16 protein-coding genes, 4 tRNA genes and 2 riboswitches are annotated in these 17,473 nt (G+C 59.7%); of the genes, 9 read left to right on the top strand and 11 right to left on the bottom strand.

Annotated features, from left to right (window positions below; all coding sequences use genetic code 11):
- Both ACTG36_RS13595 and ACTG36_RS13590 read right to left on the bottom strand, forming a co-directional pair.
- Nucleotides 1–77, bottom strand: a tRNA-Asp gene (locus ACTG36_RS13595).
- A gap of 72 nt (nucleotides 78–149) precedes the next feature.
- Nucleotides 150–226: transfer RNA gene (locus ACTG36_RS13590), tRNA-Asp, on the bottom strand.
- A gap of 235 nt (nucleotides 227–461) precedes the next feature.
- Between ACTG36_RS13590 and ACTG36_RS13585 the strand changes: the two genes are divergently transcribed.
- Complete coding sequence (locus ACTG36_RS13585; RefSeq protein ID WP_375282323.1) at nucleotides 462–1,193, top strand: polysaccharide deacetylase family protein; 732 nt, start codon at nucleotides 462–464, stop codon at nucleotides 1,191–1,193.
- 54 nt (nucleotides 1,194–1,247) lie between these two features.
- Here the strand turns inward: ACTG36_RS13585 and ACTG36_RS13580 are convergent, their stop codons facing one another.
- Nucleotides 1,248–2,189, bottom strand: coding sequence for a pirin family protein (locus ACTG36_RS13580; protein ID WP_439142630.1), 942 nt, complete (start codon nucleotides 2,187–2,189; stop codon nucleotides 1,248–1,250).
- 188 nt (nucleotides 2,190–2,377) lie between these two features.
- Here ACTG36_RS13580 and ACTG36_RS13575 point away from each other — a divergent pair, with 188 nt between their 5' ends.
- Nucleotides 2,378–4,537 carry a DEAD/DEAH box helicase gene (locus tag ACTG36_RS13575; protein ID WP_439142628.1) on the top strand — a complete coding sequence of 720 codons (2,160 nt, stop codon included), beginning with the start codon at nucleotides 2,378–2,380 and terminating at the stop codon, nucleotides 4,535–4,537.
- Nucleotides 4,538–5,017: 480 nt separating this feature from the next.
- On the opposite strand, the gene ACTG36_RS13570 is transcribed toward ACTG36_RS13575, so the two are convergent.
- Together ACTG36_RS13570 and ACTG36_RS13565 are read right to left on the bottom strand one after the other, a co-directional pair.
- Nucleotides 5,018–5,093, bottom strand: a tRNA-Val gene (locus ACTG36_RS13570).
- Between the two features lie 87 nt (nucleotides 5,094–5,180).
- Nucleotides 5,181–5,741: a histidine phosphatase family protein gene (locus tag ACTG36_RS13565; protein WP_375282129.1), complete on the bottom strand. Its 561-nt coding sequence runs from the start codon at nucleotides 5,739–5,741 to the stop codon at nucleotides 5,181–5,183.
- A 101-nt stretch (nucleotides 5,742–5,842) separates the two neighbouring features.
- A riboswitch (glycine riboswitch) is annotated at nucleotides 5,843–5,931 on the top strand.
- Nucleotide 5,932: 1 nt separating this feature from the next.
- Nucleotides 5,933–6,025: riboswitch (glycine riboswitch) on the top strand.
- Nucleotides 6,026–6,083: 58 nt separating this feature from the next.
- On the opposite strand from ACTG36_RS13565, the gene ACTG36_RS13560 reads away from it, so the two are divergent.
- Nucleotides 6,084–7,334, top strand: coding sequence for a D-amino acid dehydrogenase (locus ACTG36_RS13560; protein ID WP_375282128.1), 1,251 nt, complete (start codon nucleotides 6,084–6,086; stop codon nucleotides 7,332–7,334).
- Between the two features lie 126 nt (nucleotides 7,335–7,460).
- On the opposite strand, the gene ACTG36_RS13555 is transcribed toward ACTG36_RS13560, so the two are convergent.
- Together ACTG36_RS13555 and ACTG36_RS13550 are read right to left on the bottom strand one after the other, a co-directional pair.
- A tRNA-Val gene (locus ACTG36_RS13555) sits at nucleotides 7,461–7,535 on the bottom strand.
- 20 nt (nucleotides 7,536–7,555) lie between these two features.
- Nucleotides 7,556–7,996: an HU family DNA-binding protein gene (locus tag ACTG36_RS13550; protein ID WP_375282127.1), complete on the bottom strand. Its 441-nt coding sequence runs from the start codon at nucleotides 7,994–7,996 to the stop codon at nucleotides 7,556–7,558.
- 181 nt (nucleotides 7,997–8,177) lie between these two features.
- Here ACTG36_RS13550 and ACTG36_RS13545 point away from each other — a divergent pair, with 181 nt between their 5' ends.
- Nucleotides 8,178–8,621, top strand: a complete 444-nt coding sequence (locus tag ACTG36_RS13545) for a tail fiber domain-containing protein (RefSeq protein WP_375282126.1) — start codon at nucleotides 8,178–8,180, stop codon at nucleotides 8,619–8,621.
- A 69-nt stretch (nucleotides 8,622–8,690) separates the two neighbouring features.
- On the opposite strand, the gene lon is transcribed toward ACTG36_RS13545, so the two are convergent.
- The 3 genes from lon to tgt all read right to left on the bottom strand — a co-directional run bounded on the left by lon (nucleotide 8,691) and on the right by tgt (nucleotide 13,098).
- Nucleotides 8,691–11,117, bottom strand: coding sequence for an endopeptidase La (gene lon / locus ACTG36_RS13540; protein WP_375282130.1), 2,427 nt, complete (start codon nucleotides 11,115–11,117; stop codon nucleotides 8,691–8,693).
- 314 nt (nucleotides 11,118–11,431) lie between these two features.
- Nucleotides 11,432–11,971, bottom strand: a complete 540-nt coding sequence (locus ACTG36_RS13535; RefSeq protein ID WP_375282125.1) for a hypothetical protein — start codon at nucleotides 11,969–11,971, stop codon at nucleotides 11,432–11,434.
- Nucleotides 11,968–13,098, bottom strand: a complete 1,131-nt coding sequence (tgt, locus tag ACTG36_RS13530) for a tRNA guanosine(34) transglycosylase Tgt (RefSeq protein ID WP_375282124.1) — start codon at nucleotides 13,096–13,098, stop codon at nucleotides 11,968–11,970. The genes ACTG36_RS13535 and tgt overlap by 4 nt, the downstream gene beginning before the upstream one ends.
- A 62-nt stretch (nucleotides 13,099–13,160) precedes the next feature.
- Between tgt and rimK the strand changes: the two genes are divergently transcribed.
- The 4 genes from rimK to ACTG36_RS13510 all read left to right on the top strand — a co-directional run bounded on the left by rimK (nucleotide 13,161) and on the right by ACTG36_RS13510 (nucleotide 15,733).
- Nucleotides 13,161–14,558, top strand: coding sequence for a 30S ribosomal protein S6--L-glutamate ligase (gene rimK / locus ACTG36_RS13525; RefSeq protein WP_375282123.1), 1,398 nt, complete (start codon nucleotides 13,161–13,163; stop codon nucleotides 14,556–14,558).
- Between the two features lie 100 nt (nucleotides 14,559–14,658).
- Complete coding sequence (locus ACTG36_RS13520) at nucleotides 14,659–15,021, top strand: SUF system Fe-S cluster assembly protein (RefSeq protein ID WP_375282122.1); 363 nt, start codon at nucleotides 14,659–14,661, stop codon at nucleotides 15,019–15,021.
- 26 nt (nucleotides 15,022–15,047) lie between these two features.
- Nucleotides 15,048–15,413: a HesB/IscA family protein gene (locus ACTG36_RS13515; RefSeq protein ID WP_375282121.1), complete on the top strand. Its 366-nt coding sequence runs from the start codon at nucleotides 15,048–15,050 to the stop codon at nucleotides 15,411–15,413.
- A complete protein-coding gene (locus tag ACTG36_RS13510) occupies nucleotides 15,410–15,733 on the top strand; it encodes a TfoX/Sxy family protein (RefSeq protein ID WP_375282120.1) in 324 nt (107 codons plus the stop codon). The genes ACTG36_RS13515 and ACTG36_RS13510 overlap by 4 nt, the downstream gene beginning before the upstream one ends.
- A gap of 16 nt (nucleotides 15,734–15,749) precedes the next feature.
- On the opposite strand, the gene ACTG36_RS13505 is transcribed toward ACTG36_RS13510, so the two are convergent.
- Nucleotides 15,750–16,646 (bottom strand): isopenicillin N synthase family dioxygenase, encoded by an 897-nt coding sequence (locus ACTG36_RS13505; protein ID WP_439142622.1) that lies wholly within the window; start codon nucleotides 16,644–16,646, stop codon nucleotides 15,750–15,752.
- A gap of 64 nt (nucleotides 16,647–16,710) precedes the next feature.
- On the opposite strand from ACTG36_RS13505, the gene tpiA reads away from it, so the two are divergent.
- The gene (gene tpiA, locus ACTG36_RS13500) at nucleotides 16,711–17,445 is read left to right on the top strand and encodes a triose-phosphate isomerase (RefSeq protein ID WP_439142620.1); all 735 of its coding nucleotides are present in this window, start codon (nucleotides 16,711–16,713) and stop codon (nucleotides 17,443–17,445) included.
- Nucleotides 17,446–17,473 lie beyond the last annotated feature (28 nt).

Raw genomic sequence — 17,473 nt, 5'->3', positions numbered from 1 at the left:
TGGCGCGGTTGACGGGGCTCGAACCCGCGACCCCCGGCGTGACAGGCCGGTACTCTAACCAACTGAGCTACAACCGCGCATTGCCTTTCGGCGTGCCCCGTAACGAGGGTGCTGGCGGGTCCTTATCCTTAGGACCAAAGGCACAGCGGTGGCGCGGTTGACGGGGCTCGAACCCGCGACCCCCGGCGTGACAGGCCGGTACTCTAACCAACTGAGCTACAACCGCCCACTGTCCGTTGATTTGCATCAACGTGGGGGCGTTCTAGGCACGTGCTGCGAGGGCGTCAAGACAAGAACATCGCCCGACTGCAGCTTTTCGTACCCGCCAGCCCACAAGATGCTGTGGCGGCCAGCTGGCAAAGCCCTACGCGAGGCGGATTTTCGAAGAAAACCTTTGATTTGATTGCAGAATCCCCCCCCAACGCTGGTCGCGCTTGCTGATAAACCCTGGGGAGGGTCACATGACACGATTGTCGCGCCGCCACATCATGGCGGCCAGTTTGGGCGTTTTGGCGGCCCCCATGGTGGCCACGCCCAGCCATGCGCGGCCCCTGATTGCCCTGCCCGATGATTTGCAACAGAGCGATGTGGCCACGATCACGGCCGTACGCGCGCCGTCTCCCGTTGTGGCCATGACCTTTGATGACGGCCCCCACCCGACCCATACGCCCCGCCTGCTGGACATGTTGCGTGAGCGTGGTCGGCGTGCCACGTTCTATCTGATTGGCAACCGTGTGGTGCAATACCCGGCCCTGACGCGGCGTATCGCTGAAGAAGGCCATGAGATCGGCAATCACAGCTGGTCCCATCCCTTTTTGAACCGTCACAGCGACGCCAACGTGATCCGCGAAATCGACCGCACCACAGATGCGATCTATCAGGTCACTGGCCGCCCGCCCGTAACCTTTCGCCCTCCTTACGGGGCGTTTAACCGCCGCCAACGGGGCTGGCTGAATGAGGTCCGCCGCCTACCTACGATCCTGTGGTCTGTCGATCCCCAAGACTGGCGCAGACCCGGATCGCAGACAGTTGCCAACCGGATCCTGCGTGGATCGCACCAAGGTGCCATTATCCTGAGCCACAACATCCACCGCGGCACGATCGATGCCATGCCTGCCACGCTCGACGGTCTGACCGCACGCGGTCTGCGGTTTGTGACCGTCAGCCAGATCATCGGCTGGCCTTTGTGGTAAAACCGGAACTTTCGCCGCGTGACGCAGCAGGGCTAACAAAATTAGCTAATTTTGTTAGCGCCTGTCCGGCACTGGAATGAACTCCTTATTATCACCGACAGGCAGCTGAAACCGCCCGTGGGCCCAGTCGCCAGCACGCCATGCCTCTTTTGCGGCATCAATCTTGTCGCGGCTGGAGGCTACAAAATTCCACCAGATGTGGCGCGACCCGTTCAGCGTCGCCCCGCCAAGGATCATAACCCGCGCACCGGAACCACCGGCTGTCATGCTGATGCGGTCGCCGGGTCGGAACACCATCATACGCCCCGCCTCGAACGGCTCTCCTGCGACCTCAACCGAACCGGTCAGCACGTAAACACCGCGGTCCTCATGGTCGTCGGGCAAGGGAATGGACGCACCGGGTTGCAGCACCGCGTCGAGGTAGAACATCTCTGACGGGGTCTCAACAGGCGCAGTTTCACCATAGGCGGACCCGAGGATCAGACGGACCTCTTTGCCCTCGCCCTCCATCATCGGCAGATCGGCTGCGGCGGCATGGACGAAGGCGGCGGGATCATCCTCTTTGTCTTCGGGCAATGCGATCCACGATTGTATCCCGAATAGCGAATGGGGCTTCTCGCGCACGGCCCCATCCACCCGTTCGGAATGGGTGATCCCGTGACCGGCCACCATCAAATTCACATCGCCCGATTCGATCCAGCTGTCTGTGCCCAGCGAGTCGCGGTGGTGAATGGCACCGCGGTGCAAATATGTGACCGTCGCCAGACCAATATGCGGATGCGGGCGCACGTCGATGCCCTGCCCGCTCAGAAACTCTGCCGGACCCATCTGGTCAAAAAAGATAAACGGCCCGACCATTTGGCGTTTGGGCGCAGGCAGCGCACGGCGGACCTCAAACCCGCCCAAATCCCGCGCGCGGGGAACAATCACGGTTTCAATGGCATCTACGGCATCGCCTTTGGGGCAATCGGGATCAAGGGCTGGGTTCCAGGACATGGGGTGTCTCCTATCTGTTCGGGGTTAAGGTAGGATAAGTGCGTCAAATGTCACATTCCCCACGCACAATCAGTTTTTGTGCATTTACGCACCAACCACGCGTCACCCTATACAAGCGCACATCAAAGGCGTAAGGCCCCCTCAACAGCGCAAACCCTGCGTCACACCCATCAGAACTGGACGATCCGTTGAAACACGCCCTCTCGCAGGCATTGGCCGCCAAAGGCTACGACACCCTGACCCCCGTGCAAGAGGCCGTCAGCGACCCCGCCCTAGAAGGCCGCGACCTTCTGGTGTCGGCGCAAACCGGGTCCGGCAAGACGTTGGGCTTTGGTCTGGCGATCGCACCGCGTCTCTTTGGTGAGGATGAGGTTTTCGGCCAAGCCGACGCGCCCATGGCCCTCGTCATTGCGCCAACCCGCGAATTGGCCATGCAGGTGAAACGCGAACTGGCGTGGCTTTATGACAAGGCCGGTGCGGTCATCACATCGACCGTCGGCGGCATGGACATGCGCGACGAACGGCGGGCGCTGGCACGCGGCGCCCATGTGGTCGTGGCCACACCAGGCCGTCTGCGCGATCACATCATGCGTGGGTCTATCGACCTGTCTGCCTTACGCGCCGTGGTGCTGGACGAGGCCGACGAAATGCTGGACCTTGGGTTCCGCGAGGACCTTGAATTTATCCTGGATGAGGCCCCCGCCGACCGCCAGACGCTGCTGTTTTCCGCCACGGTCCCTGCGGCTATCGCAAAGCTCGCGCAGCGCTACCAAAAAGACGCAGAACGTATTGCCACCACCACGGGCGAAAAGCAGCACACCGACATCGATTACATGGCCTTCCGCGTGTCGCCCCGCGACAGCGAAAACGCCATCATCAACGTGTTGCGCTATTATGAGGCGCCAAACGCCATCGTCTTTTGCAACACCCGCGCCACCGTCAACCGTATGACCACGCGCCTGTCCAACCGCGGCTTTTCGGTTGTGGCGCTGTCGGGTGAGTTGACCCAATCGGAACGCACCAACGCGTTGCAAGCCATGCGCGATGGCCGCGCGCGGGTCTGTGTGGCCACAGACGTGGCCGCCCGCGGCATTGACCTGCCCAACCTTGATCTGGTCATTCACGCGGAACTGCCCAGCAACCAAGACACGCTGCTGCACCGTTCCGGCCGGACCGGTCGTGCTGGCCGCAAAGGCGTCAGCGCCATGATCGTGCCGCCTGCGGTGCATAAGAAAGCCAACCGTCTGTTGGGCTGGGCCAAACTGACCGCCACGTGGGCGGAAGCCCCCTCAGCCGAGGCGGTGATTGCCCGCGACGAAGAACGGATGTTGACCGAAACAGACTGGTCGGCGGATGTGGACGGGTCCAGCGCGGACACCGTGGCGCAGCTGTCCTCGCAGTTCAGCACGCAGCAACTTGCGGCCGCCTACCTGCGGCTTTGGCGTGAAAAGCACACAGCCCCGGAGGAGTTGTCCGACGTTCATGAACCCGCCAAGCCGCGCCCTGCCTTTGGCCCCAGCGTTTGGTTCTCCCTGCCCGGTGGGCGCGATGCCGGTGCCGAGCCGCGCCGTTTGCTGCCGATGCTGTGCAAAATGGGCAACATCACCAAGGACGACATTGGCGCCATCCGCATCCAGAACGCCGAAAGCTTCATTGAGGTACGGGAAGAGGCTGTGCCGACGTTGATCGACGCGCTGGACGGCGACATGACGCTGGAAAACGGCGCGCCGCTGACACGGCTTGACAAGGCCCCGAACCTTGATCGTGGTCCACGCCCTGCCCCCCGTGCTGCCCACAGAGGCAAGGACGGATTTGGCGGCAAGCCACGGCGTGAGGACGGCCCCGCGAAATCCTTCGACGGCCCGAAAGATAAACCCCGTCATAAATCCAAAGGCACAACGACGCCTGTAGATTGGAACGACGACCCCGCGCCCAAACCCAAAAAGCCAAAAGGCAAGCCGCCCCATAAAGCGGGCAAACCTGCGCACAAAGCCAAAGGTGGCCAACCCTCTGACGACACGATCGAGCCCTATAAGCCCCGCAAGACGCAGGGTGATAAGCCCTACAAAGGCAAAGGTGGCGACACGCCCTATAAGGGCAAACCGGGTGGCAAGTTCGACGGCAAAGGCGGCAAGCCAGAAGGCAAATCAGGCGATAAGCCCAAAGGAAAACCCAGCGGGAAACCCTTTAGCAAAAGCAACTCTGATCCATCCAAACGCGCAACGCCCCCGGGTGGCGCGCGCAAGGGGCCACCGCCGCCCAAAGACAAGCCGTCCAGCAAGAAAAACCGTGCACGGACGGAGGGCAAACAAGGCGGGATGACACCGCCGCGTAAGCCACGGGGATAAAACAAAGGACCCGCATCGCATGAGAGTGTGATGCGGGTTTTTTGATGGCCGGGGTGGAAGTGCTGCCATTAACATCGAGCCAGAGCAAAACGCGTGTCGTAACTGCTGAGTGCGGCCACCTTTTTCTTTGAAAAAGGTTTCCCCGCACGCTTTCAAAAATCTTCGATTTTGTGAAAGTGGTGGGTCGTGAGAGGCTCGAACTCCCGACACGGGGGCGGCTTGGCGCAGCCAAACGCACCTACAACGGATGTCGGGAACTGTATCGGATCAAACGGGGGTGGTGGGTCGTGAGAGGCTCGAACTCCCGACACGGGGGCGGCTTGGCGCAGCCAAACGCACCTACAACGGATGTCGGGAACTGTATCGGATCAAACGGGGGTGGTGGGTCGTGAGAGGCTCGAACTCCCGACACGGGGGCGGCTTGGCGCAGCCAAACGCACCTACAACGGATGTCGGGAACTGTATCGGATCAAACGGGGGTGGTGGGTCGTGAGAGGCTCGAACTCCCGACATCTTCGGTGTAAACGAAGCGCTCTACCAACTGAGCTAACGACCCGACTGGGGCGGATTTAGCGACACATCGGCGCCTTCGCAAGACGCCATTTGCCAAAATTCCGGAATTTTGGCCCTCGCCCCCAAAAAATCATTCAAGCAGCGTCTGAACTCCGCCCGAGATGCGGTACACGCAGCCCTGACCGCCATGCACGGACGGCTTGGCCAGTGCGCTTTCGCCCACCAGGATCAGCCGCAATGCGCGGCTTGTAATGCCATGGGTGACGACGACGGCGGGACCGGTCAGATCATTAAGAAACGCCTGTGCGCGGCCCTCCAACGCATCAAACCCTTCGCCGTTGGGGGCCATGGCATATTGCTGCATGTAGGGATCGGGGCCGTCGGGCATGGGCAGGTCCCCCCGCAGCCGACCGGACCAATCGCCCACACCAATTTCACGCAGTCGGATGTCTGTATGGATAGCTTCCGCCAGCCGCCCACAGGCGATGGCCGCCGTCTGCACCGCGCGCCCCGACGGGCTGCACCAAAAGTCGAACCCCGCCAGATCAAGACTGCGCAAGATCTCTCCCTGACGGGCGGCGTCCATTTCGCCCTTGGGCGTCAGGGGGGAATTCAGCCAGCCCTGCATGCGGTCTTCGGCGTTCCATTCGGTCTGGCCGTGGCGCAGGATATAAAGATCGGGATAGGTCATGCCCCCTCCTACACGGTGGCCCTTTCCAAGCAAACCTCATGATCTTGTGAAACCGAATTCAGTTGCGTTTCCGATAGGAAACGTGCATGAAAACCGTGCTAATCTCGCCCGCGGGAGAGCCCGGGGTCAGACCCGGCGCCGAAGGAGCAACGACCCGGAAACTCTCAGGCAAACGGACCGCGAAGCGTTGGCAATCTGGAGAGTGATGCACCCACACGGCGCATCCACCGAAGGAGGAAGCCGCAGACCACCGCGGTGATGCTCTCAGGTCCACAGACAGATGGGTTCACCGCCGGCGCGCACGCCGGTCAACCTTGTCTGGACGTGGAAAGGACCGCCTCCATGAAACATATCGCCGTCATCGGTGCTGGCATCACCGGCATTACCACCGCTTACGCCCTTCTTAACCGTGGGTTCGCCGTCACCGTTTTTGACCGCAACCGCTATGCCGCGATGGAGACCTCCTTTGCCAACGGCGGCCAGCTGAGCGCATCGAATGCCGAGGTCTGGACCCAGTGGTCGACCATTTTCAAAGGCCTCAAGTGGATGACCCAGCGCGGTGCGCCTTTGTTGGTGAACCCCAAACCGTCGTGGCACAAATATTCGTGGATGGCGGAATTCATGTCCAACATCCCCAACTACCGCGCCAACACCATCGAAACCGTACGGCTGGCGATCAAGGCGCGTGAGCACCTTAAGGCACATGCGGCGCGCGAGGGGTTCGATTTTGATTGCGAACAGCGCGGCATCCTGCACGTCTACAACTGCAAACCCGACTTCGACCACGCCACCAAAGTGAATGCGCTGCTGGCCGAAGGCGGCCTTGAACGGCACGCCGTCACCGTCGACGAAATGCGCCAGATTGAACCCGCCCTGCAGGGCGATCTTTACGGCGGTTATTACACCGAAAGCGATTTCACCGGCGACATTCACGCCTATGCCAAAGGTCTGGGTGAGGCCTGCAAACGTCACGGCGCGCAGTTCCACTATGGATCAGAGGTTGAAACCCTTACCAACCGCGACAGTGGTGTCGATATCGGCTGGACGACCGCCATAGGCAACGAAAGCGACCACTTCGACGGTGTGGTGATCTGTGCCGGTGTGCGCAGCCGTGCCTTGGCCGCTCAGGTGGGCGACCGCGTGAACATCTACCCGGTCAAAGGCTATTCGATCACCGTGAACATGACCGACGATGCCAGCCGCGACGCGGCCCCGTGGGTGTCGCTGCTGGACGACAAGGCCAAGATCGTGACCTCCCGTCTGGGGCCAGACCGGTTCCGCGTGGCAGGCACGGCGGAATTCAACGGCTACAACCGCGATATCCGCAACGACCGAGTGGAGCCGCTGGTAAAATGGGTGGAACATCTGTTCCCCGATGTAAGCACCGAACATGCCGTCCCATGGGCAGGCTTGCGGCCCATGATGCCCAACATGATGCCCCGCGTCGGCGCAGGCAAAGCGGGTGGCGTATTCTACAACACCGGTCACGGCCATTTGGGCTGGACCCTATCCGCCGCCACCGCCGAGTTGGTCGCGGATGAGGTCGCGGCGACCTTTGGGCAAACGCAATCGATCCCGGTTGCTGCGGAATAACTGCCAGAAAACAAAGGGCTGGCCTTATCGGGGCCAGCCTTTGGATGATCTTGAAATTCTGTTCAATCCGTAAGCACGTCATCTAAACGCAACGAAGCGCGTTCAAAGTTTGCGATTTTGGGACGGTGGTGGGTGATAAGAGATTTGAACTCCTGACATCTTCGATGTGAACGAAGCGCTCTACCACTGAGCTAATCACCCTTCCGAGGGCTGAAATAGCCCTACTCGGCGGCCTCTGCAAGACCTTCTTTGGGCGATTGACCTGCGGGATTGGGTTGACGGATTTTGATGTTCATCACCGTCGCATTGGCCAGATCCTTGGAGTTTTTTACCATAACCTTGCCCAAAGGCGGGATTACCAGTTCTTCGCCTTGGACCAAAGCGCGGCCCAATACGTGCAGCATGGCCTCAACCACCGGTTTGACGTCCTTTTTCTTCATGCCGGTTTCCGACATGACACGGTCAATCAGTTCGGGCTTTTTGACGGGGGCTGCGGCGACTTTAGGCTTTACCGTTTCCACCACGGTGGCCTTGGGGGCTGCGGACGCCTTTGCGGCGACTTTCGTCGCGGTGGCTTTCGCTGGTTTTGCGGTGGTTTTTTTGGCCGTGGCCTTTTTGGGGGCTGCGGTGGTCTTGGTGGTTTTCGTGCTGCGCGTTGTCATGGTCATCCTTCGGTGGGGTGCCGTCATTGTTGCGGTTACCGAAACAATACTCATAAATTCTTAAGATTACAGGTAAAATTTCTGCTTGGATAAAATTGCCCGCCCCCGTCCGAGGGACGAAGGTCCTGCCCAGAGCGGTGGTCCCAACCCATCCTAGGGGAATACTGGAAAGGGACGAATCATGAAAAGACATCTTATTGCACTGACGACCACGGCCGCTTTGGCCCTCGCGACCGCATCCAATGCCGGTGGTTTGGCCGAACCTGTAATGGAAATGGCCCCGATTGAGATTATCGAAGAAACGCCGGAGACCTCTGCCAGCGGCTTGATTATTCCATTGATCCTGATTGCGATGATCGCCGTCGCCGCCGGTTCTTCTGGCAGCGATCCCCTTGTTGAGACGATCAGCGACATCCGGACCAAGACCGATATTGTGCCGGTTGGCACGGCCGCGAACGGCCTGCCGCTTTATCACTATCGCTACCTTCGTGCGCCCACGGTCTTCGAAGGGGTTATGGCCCAAGACGTGCTGATGCACACACCGCAGGCTGTGACGCTGCAACCCGGTGGCTATATGACAGTGAACTACGGCATGTTGGGACTTGAATTGAAGGTCGTCGACTGACCCGAACCGGGCTGTCGCAACGAAAAAGGGCGCCCCTCGGGACGCCCTTTTTTGGTTTATTTGGGAAGCTTAGTGGGCCACGGCCCCTGCCCCATCCCCTGCACCGCGCAAGGCGGCTTCGGCGGCGGCGGCGTCTTCTGCCTCCTGATCCCATTCGATGGCCTCAGGCGTGTCCGTCAACGCGTGCTTCAGCACGTCTGACGCGTGAGTGACCGAGATGATCTCAAGCCCCTCTTTGACGTTGTCGGGAATGTCGGCCAAATCTTTGACGTTCTCTTCCGGGATCAGCACCGTCTTGATGCCGCCCCGCAGAGCCGCCAACAGTTTCTCCTTCAAACCGCCGATGGGCATCGCATTACCCCGCAGGCTGACTTCGCCGGTCATCGCGATGTCTTTGCGCACGGGAATGCCCGTCAACACCGACACAATCGCCGTCGTCATCGCCAGACCTGCTGATGGGCCGTCCTTCGGTGTTGCGCCGTCGGGCACGTGGACGTGGATGTCCAGCTTGTCGAACTGTGTGGGCTTCACCCCGATCTCGGGCGAGATGGACCGCACGTAGCTTGACGCCGCATCAATGGATTCCTTCATCACATCGCCCAGCTTACCGGTCGTTTTCATGCGGCCCTTGCCGGGCAGCTTCAACGCCTCGATGTTCAGCAATTCACCGCCCACAGATGTATAGGCAAGACCCGTCACAACGCCGACCTGATCGGTTTCCTCGGCCAGACCGAAACGGTGCTTTTTCACGCCCAGATAATCACCGATGTTTTCGTCTGTGACGACGACCTCCGTGACCTCTTTTTTGACGATCTTCGTCACCGCTTTGCGTGCGACCTTGGCGATTTCACGTTCGAGGTTCCGCACGCCCGCTTCACGGGTGTAGTAGCGGATGATCGACGTCAGCGCGCTGTCTTCAAGCGTGAATTCGGACGCTTTCAGACCGTGGTTCTTCATCACCTTGTCCAGCAGATGCTGCTTGGCGATTTCGCGCTTTTCGTCTTCGGTGTAGCCCGACAGCGGGATGATCTCCATCCGGTCCAAAAGCGGCCCCGGCATGTTGTAAGAGTTCGACGTGGTCAGGAACATCACGTTCGACAGATCATATTCGACCTCAAGATAGTGATCGACGAAGGTCGCGTTCTGTTCAGGATCGAGCACCTCAAGCATCGCAGACGCGGGATCGCCACGCATGTCCTGCCCCATCTTGTCGATTTCATCGAGCAAGATCAGTGGGTTCGTCGTGTTCGCCTTTTTCAGCGCCTGAATGATCTTACCGGGCATGGACCCGATGTAGGTCCGGCGGTGGCCACGGATTTCGGACTCGTCACGCACACCACCCAACGAGATGCGGATGAATTCGCGCCCGGTTGCTTTTGCGACAGATTTACCAAGCGAGGTTTTACCCACACCTGGAGGGCCCACAAGGCACATGATCGGCCCTTTGAGCTTTTTAGAACGTTGCTGCACGGCCAAATATTCGATGATGCGTTCCTTGACCTTTTCCAGACCGTAGTGATCGGAATCGAGGATATTTTCCGCGCGGCCCAGATCCTTTTTGACCCGCGATTTCGTGCCCCACGGAATGGACAACATCCAATCGAGATAGTTGCGCACAACCGTAGCCTCGGCCGACATGGGCGACATGTTCTTGAGCTTCTTTAGCTCACCTTCGGCCTTTTCACGGGCCTCCTTGGACAGCTTTGCCTCGGTGATTTTGGCCTCAAGCTCAGCCACTTCGCCTTCGCCGTCCTCACCGTCGCCCAATTCCTTCTGGATGGCCTTCATTTGCTCATTCAGATAATACTCGCGCTGGGTGCGCTCCATCTGGGATTTGACGCGGGTTTTGATCTTTTTCTCGACCTGCAGGACAGACATTTCGCCCTGCATCAGGCCGTAGACCTTCTCAAGCCGTTCGGAGACAGAAAGCGTTTCCAACAGGTCCTGACGTTGGTTGACTTCGATGCCGAGATGGCCCGCCACGAGGTCGGCCAGCTTGGCCGGTTCCGTCGCCTCAGAGACCGCAGAGAGCGCCTCTTCGGGGATGTTCTTTTTAACCTTGGCGTAGCGTTCGAATTCCTTGCCGACGGACCGCGTCAGCGCCTCGATCGTGGACATGTCGCCGGGCATCTCCGTGAGGTATTCGGCGCTGGCTTCGAAGAAATTCGGGTTATCAAGATAGTCGGTGATGCGCACACGTGCGATGCCTTCGACAAGCACCTTGACGGTGCCATCGGGCAATTTCAGCAGTTGCAGCACATTGGCCAGCACGCCGGCTTTGTAGATCCCTGTCGCTTCGGGATCGTCCTCACCGGGGTCGATCTGGCTGGACAGCAAAATCTGTTTGTCGTCCTGCATCACCTCTTCCAGCGCGCTGACGGATTTTTCACGTCCAACGAACAAGGGCACGATCATGTGGGGGAAAACCACGATGTCGCGCAGGGGCAATACGGGGTAAGAGGCGCTCAGCGGCTCACGTGAATTGGGGTCTTGCATGCTCATTTTCCTTTTTGGCAAGACGGCGCGTCCCTCTTTTAGGCAACGGAGCCGTCTCCTGTCTGGGTTATAGATGTGGGGGTCTTTGCCGCCCTTTCAAGCTGTGAACCGCTTTGTCTGGTGCGCATCGTGCCTGTGGGATGCTGCGGCTGCAAGGCGGCAATCTGTCAAAACTTGGGATAACTTGAAAAATTGGTCACAAGAGAGGGCCAGTTTTTCGAATTTGCTGCGCAAATCCGATCCGCGCCGCTGCGCGGCGCGCTTTTTTAGGTATTTTTGAACCAGAGAAACAGAGGTGTCGTCCAACACCGCCATCAACGTGCGAGAAGGCTGGCGGCGGTCACAAAGCCCAGCCCCCACGCGCCGCGCATCTCAATTTGTGCCAAAAGAACGACGCGGTCTTCGAAATAGGGGATCAGGGTGATCGTGCCTGAGAGGGTGTCGTCGCCTGTGGTGGTTCCGGTGTCGAAGGTCGCCGCATATTGGGGCAGGCTTTCAGGCCCGCAGCGTGTGTCGCCCACGGCGTCGGCGATCCAGTCGGCCTCAGCCGTGGTGAGAAGGTCATCGACGGTGTCCACGTCCATGGGGGTGGTGGCGATCAGGGGGAGTGCCTCGCGCAGCCATTGATCGGTGAGTGGCCAGCGCAGGTCGAGGGATTGGGAGACATCGACCCTGTCCTGCGGATCTAAGCTTTGGGTCACTGAAAGGGTTTCTGTTTCGATGGACAGCGAACCCTCCTGCATCCAGACCCCGTGCAGCACGGCCGCGATACGGTCGGGATCGGTGACGTCACACAGGCTTTGCGCAGACAGCGGGGCGGCCCAGAGGCACGCAATCAGGGGCAGCCATTTCATAGTGGTTCGATATCCCCCTGTGCGCGGCCTGCGTGGAAATCGGCCTCCCACGCGGCAAAGGTACCTGCGGCGATGGCATCACGCATGCCCTGCATGATGTCTTGGAAATAGGTCAGGTTGTGCCACGTCAGCAGCATGCCGGAGATCATTTCCTGTGACCGGAACACATGGTGCAGATAGGCCCGGCTGTAGTTGCGGCAGGCAGGGCAGCGGCAGTTTTCGTCCAGAGGGCGCGGATCATCGGCGTGGCGCGCGTTCTTGATGTTCACCACACCATGGCGCGTGAACGCCTGCCCCGTGCGGCCTGAGCGGCTGGGCAACACGCAATCCATCATGTCGATGCCGCGTTTGACGGCCCCCACGATGTCGTCAGGCTTGCCCACCCCCATCAGATAACGGGGCTTGTCCACGGGCAGTTGCGCAGGCGCGTAATCGAGGCAGCCGAACATGGCCTCCTGCCCTTCTCCCACGGCCAGACCACCCACAGCGTAGCCTTCAAAACCGATGTTTTGCAGGGCCTCGGCGCTTTCGGCGCGCAGGTCTTCTTCGAGCCCGCCTTGCTGAATACCAAAGAGCGCATGCCCAGGCCGGTCGCCAAAGGCATCGCGGCTGCGCTGCGCCCACCGCATGGACAAACGCATGCTGTCCGCGATCCGCGTCTTGTCTGCAGGCAATGCGGGGCATTCATCAAAACACATCACGATATCAGAGCCCAGCAACCGTTGGATTTCCATCGAGGTTTCAGGCGACAGGACATGTTTGGACCCGTCGATGTGGGATTTGAAGGTCACGCCGTCCTCGGTCAGTTTGCGCAGGCTGGCGAGGCTCATGACCTGAAAACCACCGGAATCGGTCAAAATCGGGCGGTCCCAATTCATGAACTTATGCAGCCCGCCCAACCTGTCGATCCGTTCGGCGGTGGGGCGCAACATCAAATGATAGGTGTTGCCGAGCAAGATATCCGCACCGGTTTCGCGTACGGATTCAGGCATCATCGCCTTGACCGTGGCCGCCGTCCCCACGGGCATGAACGCGGGCGTTCGGATGTCACCGCGCGGTGTTGAGATGACCCCGGTGCGGGCCGCACCGTGTGTGCTTTGCAACTGGAACGAAAACGTGTTTGTCATAGGAGCCTCATATCTTGCGCTGCTTCTGGTGCAAGTTGAGGAAAATGAAAAGGGGACGGGGCATGGGCGACGACACCACAATCCGGCTGGGCTGGGAAGAATGGTTGGGCCTGCCGGAGTTGGGCCTGCCCACGATCAAGGCCAAGGTCGATACTGGCGCGCGGACCTCTGCGCTGCATGCCTTTGATATCGAAACCTTTGGCCCTGCCTCCAAACCCAAGGTGCGCTTTGCCATTCACCCCGTGCCGGGCCGTGAGGACCTGACGATCCCCTGCTCTGCCACTGTGGTGGACCGACGTGAGGTCACGTCGTCCAATGGTGAAGCCGAGATGCGCTATGTGATTGAGACCATGCTGGATGCGGGAAACGGCGAAAGCTGGCCCATTGAGGTGACCCTGACCGACCGCGCCTCCATGAACAGCCGCATGTTACTGGGCCGCCAAGCGCTGCGCGAAGACGTGATTGTGCAACCTGCGGATAAATTCCTGCGACCCGAACGCAGCTATGACGTCTATTCCGCCAAGAAGATCAAAGCAGCAGCACCCCGCCGTGCGTTGCGCGTAGCTGTTCTAAGCCGTGAGCCGAACAATTATTCCACCAAACGCATCGTCCATGAGGGTGAGGAACGGGGCCACACGGTCGAGGTGATCGACACCACGCGGTGTTACATGGCGATCAACGCGCTGGCCCCTGAAATCCACTACGACGGCAAACGCCTGCCCCGTTATGACGCGGTGATCCCGCGCATCGGGGCCACGGTCACGGCCTACGGCACCGCCGTTTTGCGCCAGTTCGAAACGCTGGGCACCTATTGCGTGAACGGGTCGGACGGGATCACGGCCAGCCGCGATAAACTCCATGCCCATCAGGTGCTTGCCGCCCACAAACTGGGTATGCCCACGACCGCCTTTGCGGCGTCTCCCAAGGACACGGGCAATTTGATGGGGCTGGTGGGCACGGCACCGCTGATCGTGAAACTGCTGGAATCGACGCAAGGCAAAGGCGTGGTCTTGGCGGAGACCAAAAAGGCCGCCGAGTCGGTTATTGATGCCTTTCGCGGGTTGAAAGCCAACTTTCTGGTGCAGGATTTCGTCAAGGAAGCCGCAGGCGAAGACCTGCGCTGTTTTGTTGTCGCGGGCAAAGTGGTGGCCGCCATGCGCCGCAAATCTGCGGGCGATGATTTCCGGTCCAACCTGCATCGCGGCGGCACCGCCGAGGCTGTGAAAATCACTGCCGAAGAACGGCGCACCGCCGTTAAAGCCGCCAAAGTGTTCAACCTTGGTCTGGCTGGCGTCGATCTGCTTCGGTCCAACGACGGGCCAAAAATCCTTGAGGTCAACTCCTCCCCCGGATTTGAAGGCATCGAAGGCGCGTCCAAAAAGAACCTTGCAGGGCAGCTTTTTAATCACATCGAAGAACAGGTGCGCCCTGCACCGTTGAAACCAAAACGTAAGCGTTAGGAATGCATGGGGATTTTGAGCGATTTTGCCACCCCTCCCACCCTTTACGCCCCGCATGCCAATCCCTATATGATTGGTCAGGAATTACGGGAACCCGATTATGACCGACCAGACCGCACCGATGGAGGGCACGCCCCTCATCCAGCCTTCATCCACGGACCATCCGCTTTACGATAATATCGTTGAGGCGTGCCGCACTGTGTATGACCCTGAAATTCCAGTGAATATTTATGATCTTGGGCTGATCTACACGATCAGCATCACAGATGAGAGTGACGTCTTCATCAAAATGTCCCTCACCGCGCCGGGCTGTCCTGTGGCCGGAGAAATGCCCGGTTGGGTTGCCGACGCTGTGGCCCCATTGGCGGGTGTCAAAACCGTCGATGTTGAGCTGGTGTGGGAGCCCCAGTGGGGCATGGATATGATGTCAGACGAGGCCCGCCTAGAATTGGGATTCATGTAAGCGCCTACCTTAAGGAGGACCGCTAAATGTTTGGAATACCAGGAAAACAGGCCGTCACCCTGACGGACAAAGCCACCCAGCAAATCGCTAAGTTGATGGCCAAGGACGGCCATCAGGGGTTGCGCATCGGCGTCAAAAAGGGCGGCTGTGCGGGCATGGAATACACCATGGAATACGTCGACGAAGTCGACCCCATGGATGAGGTCGTCGAACAGGACGGCGCCCGCGTCATGATCGCCCCCATGGCGCAAATGTTCCTGTTTGGCACCGAAATTGATTATGAAATCAGCCTGTTAGAGGCCAGCTTTAAGTTCCGGAATCCCAACGTAACGGAAGCCTGCGGCTGCGGTGAATCGATTAAATTTGACGAAACCCTGTCTGCCAGCAAGTGAGCATTTCAGACGACGATATCGCCCATGCCCTTGAATTGTTTGACGGTTTGGGCGATCTGACGACCCGCAAAATGATGGGCGGGCTGTGCATTTACCACGACGGCACCATCTTTGCGATCATCCACCCCGACGGCGGTATCCTGATCAAAGGCGCAGGCCCCTTCAAAGCAGAGCTTGAGGGCATGGGCCTCGCCCCGTGGGAATATCTGCGCAAGGACGGAAGCCCGACCAATATGCCCTATTGGCATCTGCCCGACAGCGCCATGGACGACCCCGAAGAGGCCACGGCGCTGGCCCGCCGCGCACTTGAACATCTTTAGATAGGCCCCTGAAATATCAGGGTTTATCCTGCAAGTGGACATAGGTCTCATCAAACCGCGCCTGCAAATGATCGACCGCCCGAATGACGTCCCCAGACCCGATGGGCGCCACATTGGTGTCGGCGTTGGGATTGTAAAACAACGGGATCGACATGCGCTCCGCCGTGCCGCCCACCACGCGGTGCGGCGTCGCCACCACCCGTTTCGCGGTCCACATCTCCAACATCTCACCAAAATTGATCACGAATTCGCCCACAGGTGCGGACACCGGTATCCACCCGCCGCCCCGCTTGCGGACCTCCAGCCCGGGCGTGCCGTCCATGGCCAACAACGTCAGACAGCCATAATCCGTATGGGTCGCGATGCCGAAATCCTTGGCCCCCGCCCAGTCGGGCCTTTCGGGGTAAAAGTTCCCTCTTAACAAGGCCATAGGCTGGTCGAACTGTTCGCGGAAATACTGCGCATCCTCGCCGATCGCCATCGCAATCGCGGCCAGTAAATCGCCAGAGAAGGCCAAAGCGCGGGCATAGTAATTCTCGATGATGATCTGAAAATCGGACGGCACATCGGGCCACAGATTGGGCGCGTAGGCAGGCAAATCGGACCCTGCGACTTCAAACCCGCAATCAAAAACCTGTTTGTAGTCAGGATTTGCATTCGGATCGACCTGTTCGGACCCAGACGCCCCCCAGCCCCGATTGGATCCCGTGCGCGCCATATTCACGGCCTCTTTTTGCGCCGCGGGCAACGCGAAGAACGCGCCGTAAGCTGCGAAAACATCTTGAATTTCTTCGGCCGGAATGGGCGTGTTATAAAGCGTCAGAAACCCAACTTCGCGCGCAGCCTGTCCAACCTCGTCCAAGACATCCGCCTTGCCTGCCAACAGCTGTTCTGCATCAATCCTCGGTATCATCGACCGCCCTTTCGTAAATCTCAGGCGTTTGCTACATCAGCCGAAATGGAATTGGGAGAGCGACATGCGCAAACTTGCAGCAGGAAACTGGAAAATGAACGGGCTGGGCGCGGACCTGCCCCAGCTTGAGGCTTTGATGGCCGATCACGCACAGCCTGCGGTTGATGTCGTCATCTGCGGCCCCGCCACCCTGCTCACCCGTATGGCCGCCACGGGCATCACCGTGGGCGGTGAGGATTGCCACCCTGCCGCCTCCGGCGCGCACACCGGCGATATCTCTGCACCCATGTTGGCAGATGCTGGGGCCACCCACGTGATCACGGGCCATTCCGAACGGCGCACGGATCACAGCGAAACCGATGCGCAGTTCGCGGCCAAGACCGAAGCCGGATGGGCCGCGGGCCTCCACGTGATCCTGTGCATCGGAGAGACGGAGGCCCAATACCGAGCGGGCGACACTTTGGATGTCTTGCGCGCGCAGATGGACGGGTCCATCCCCGACGACGCGACTGCGGCGACCACAACCATCGCCTATGAACCTGTCTGGGCCATCGGCACCGGCCTCACCCCGACACCCCAAGAAATCGCAGACGTCCACGCCGCCCTGCGCGCCTATCTGACGGCGCGGTTCGGTGACGACGGCGCAACCATGCGCCTTCTCTATGGCGGCTCCGTCAAAGCCAGCAACGCGAACGATATCTTCGCACTGGCCAACGTCGACGGCGCGCTTGTGGGTGGCGCGTCCCTCAAAGCCGCCGACTTCTCCCCCATCATCACCGCACTTGAGAACGCAGACTAACGTCCTTCATTCATCTGGCCCAAAAAAC

Source organism: Pseudooctadecabacter sp., from assembly GCF_965657175.1.
Classification (GTDB): domain Bacteria; phylum Pseudomonadota; class Alphaproteobacteria; order Rhodobacterales; family Rhodobacteraceae; genus Octadecabacter.
The sequence above is the reverse complement of the archived record's forward strand: the minus strand, read 5'-3'. Positions and strand labels throughout refer to the sequence as shown.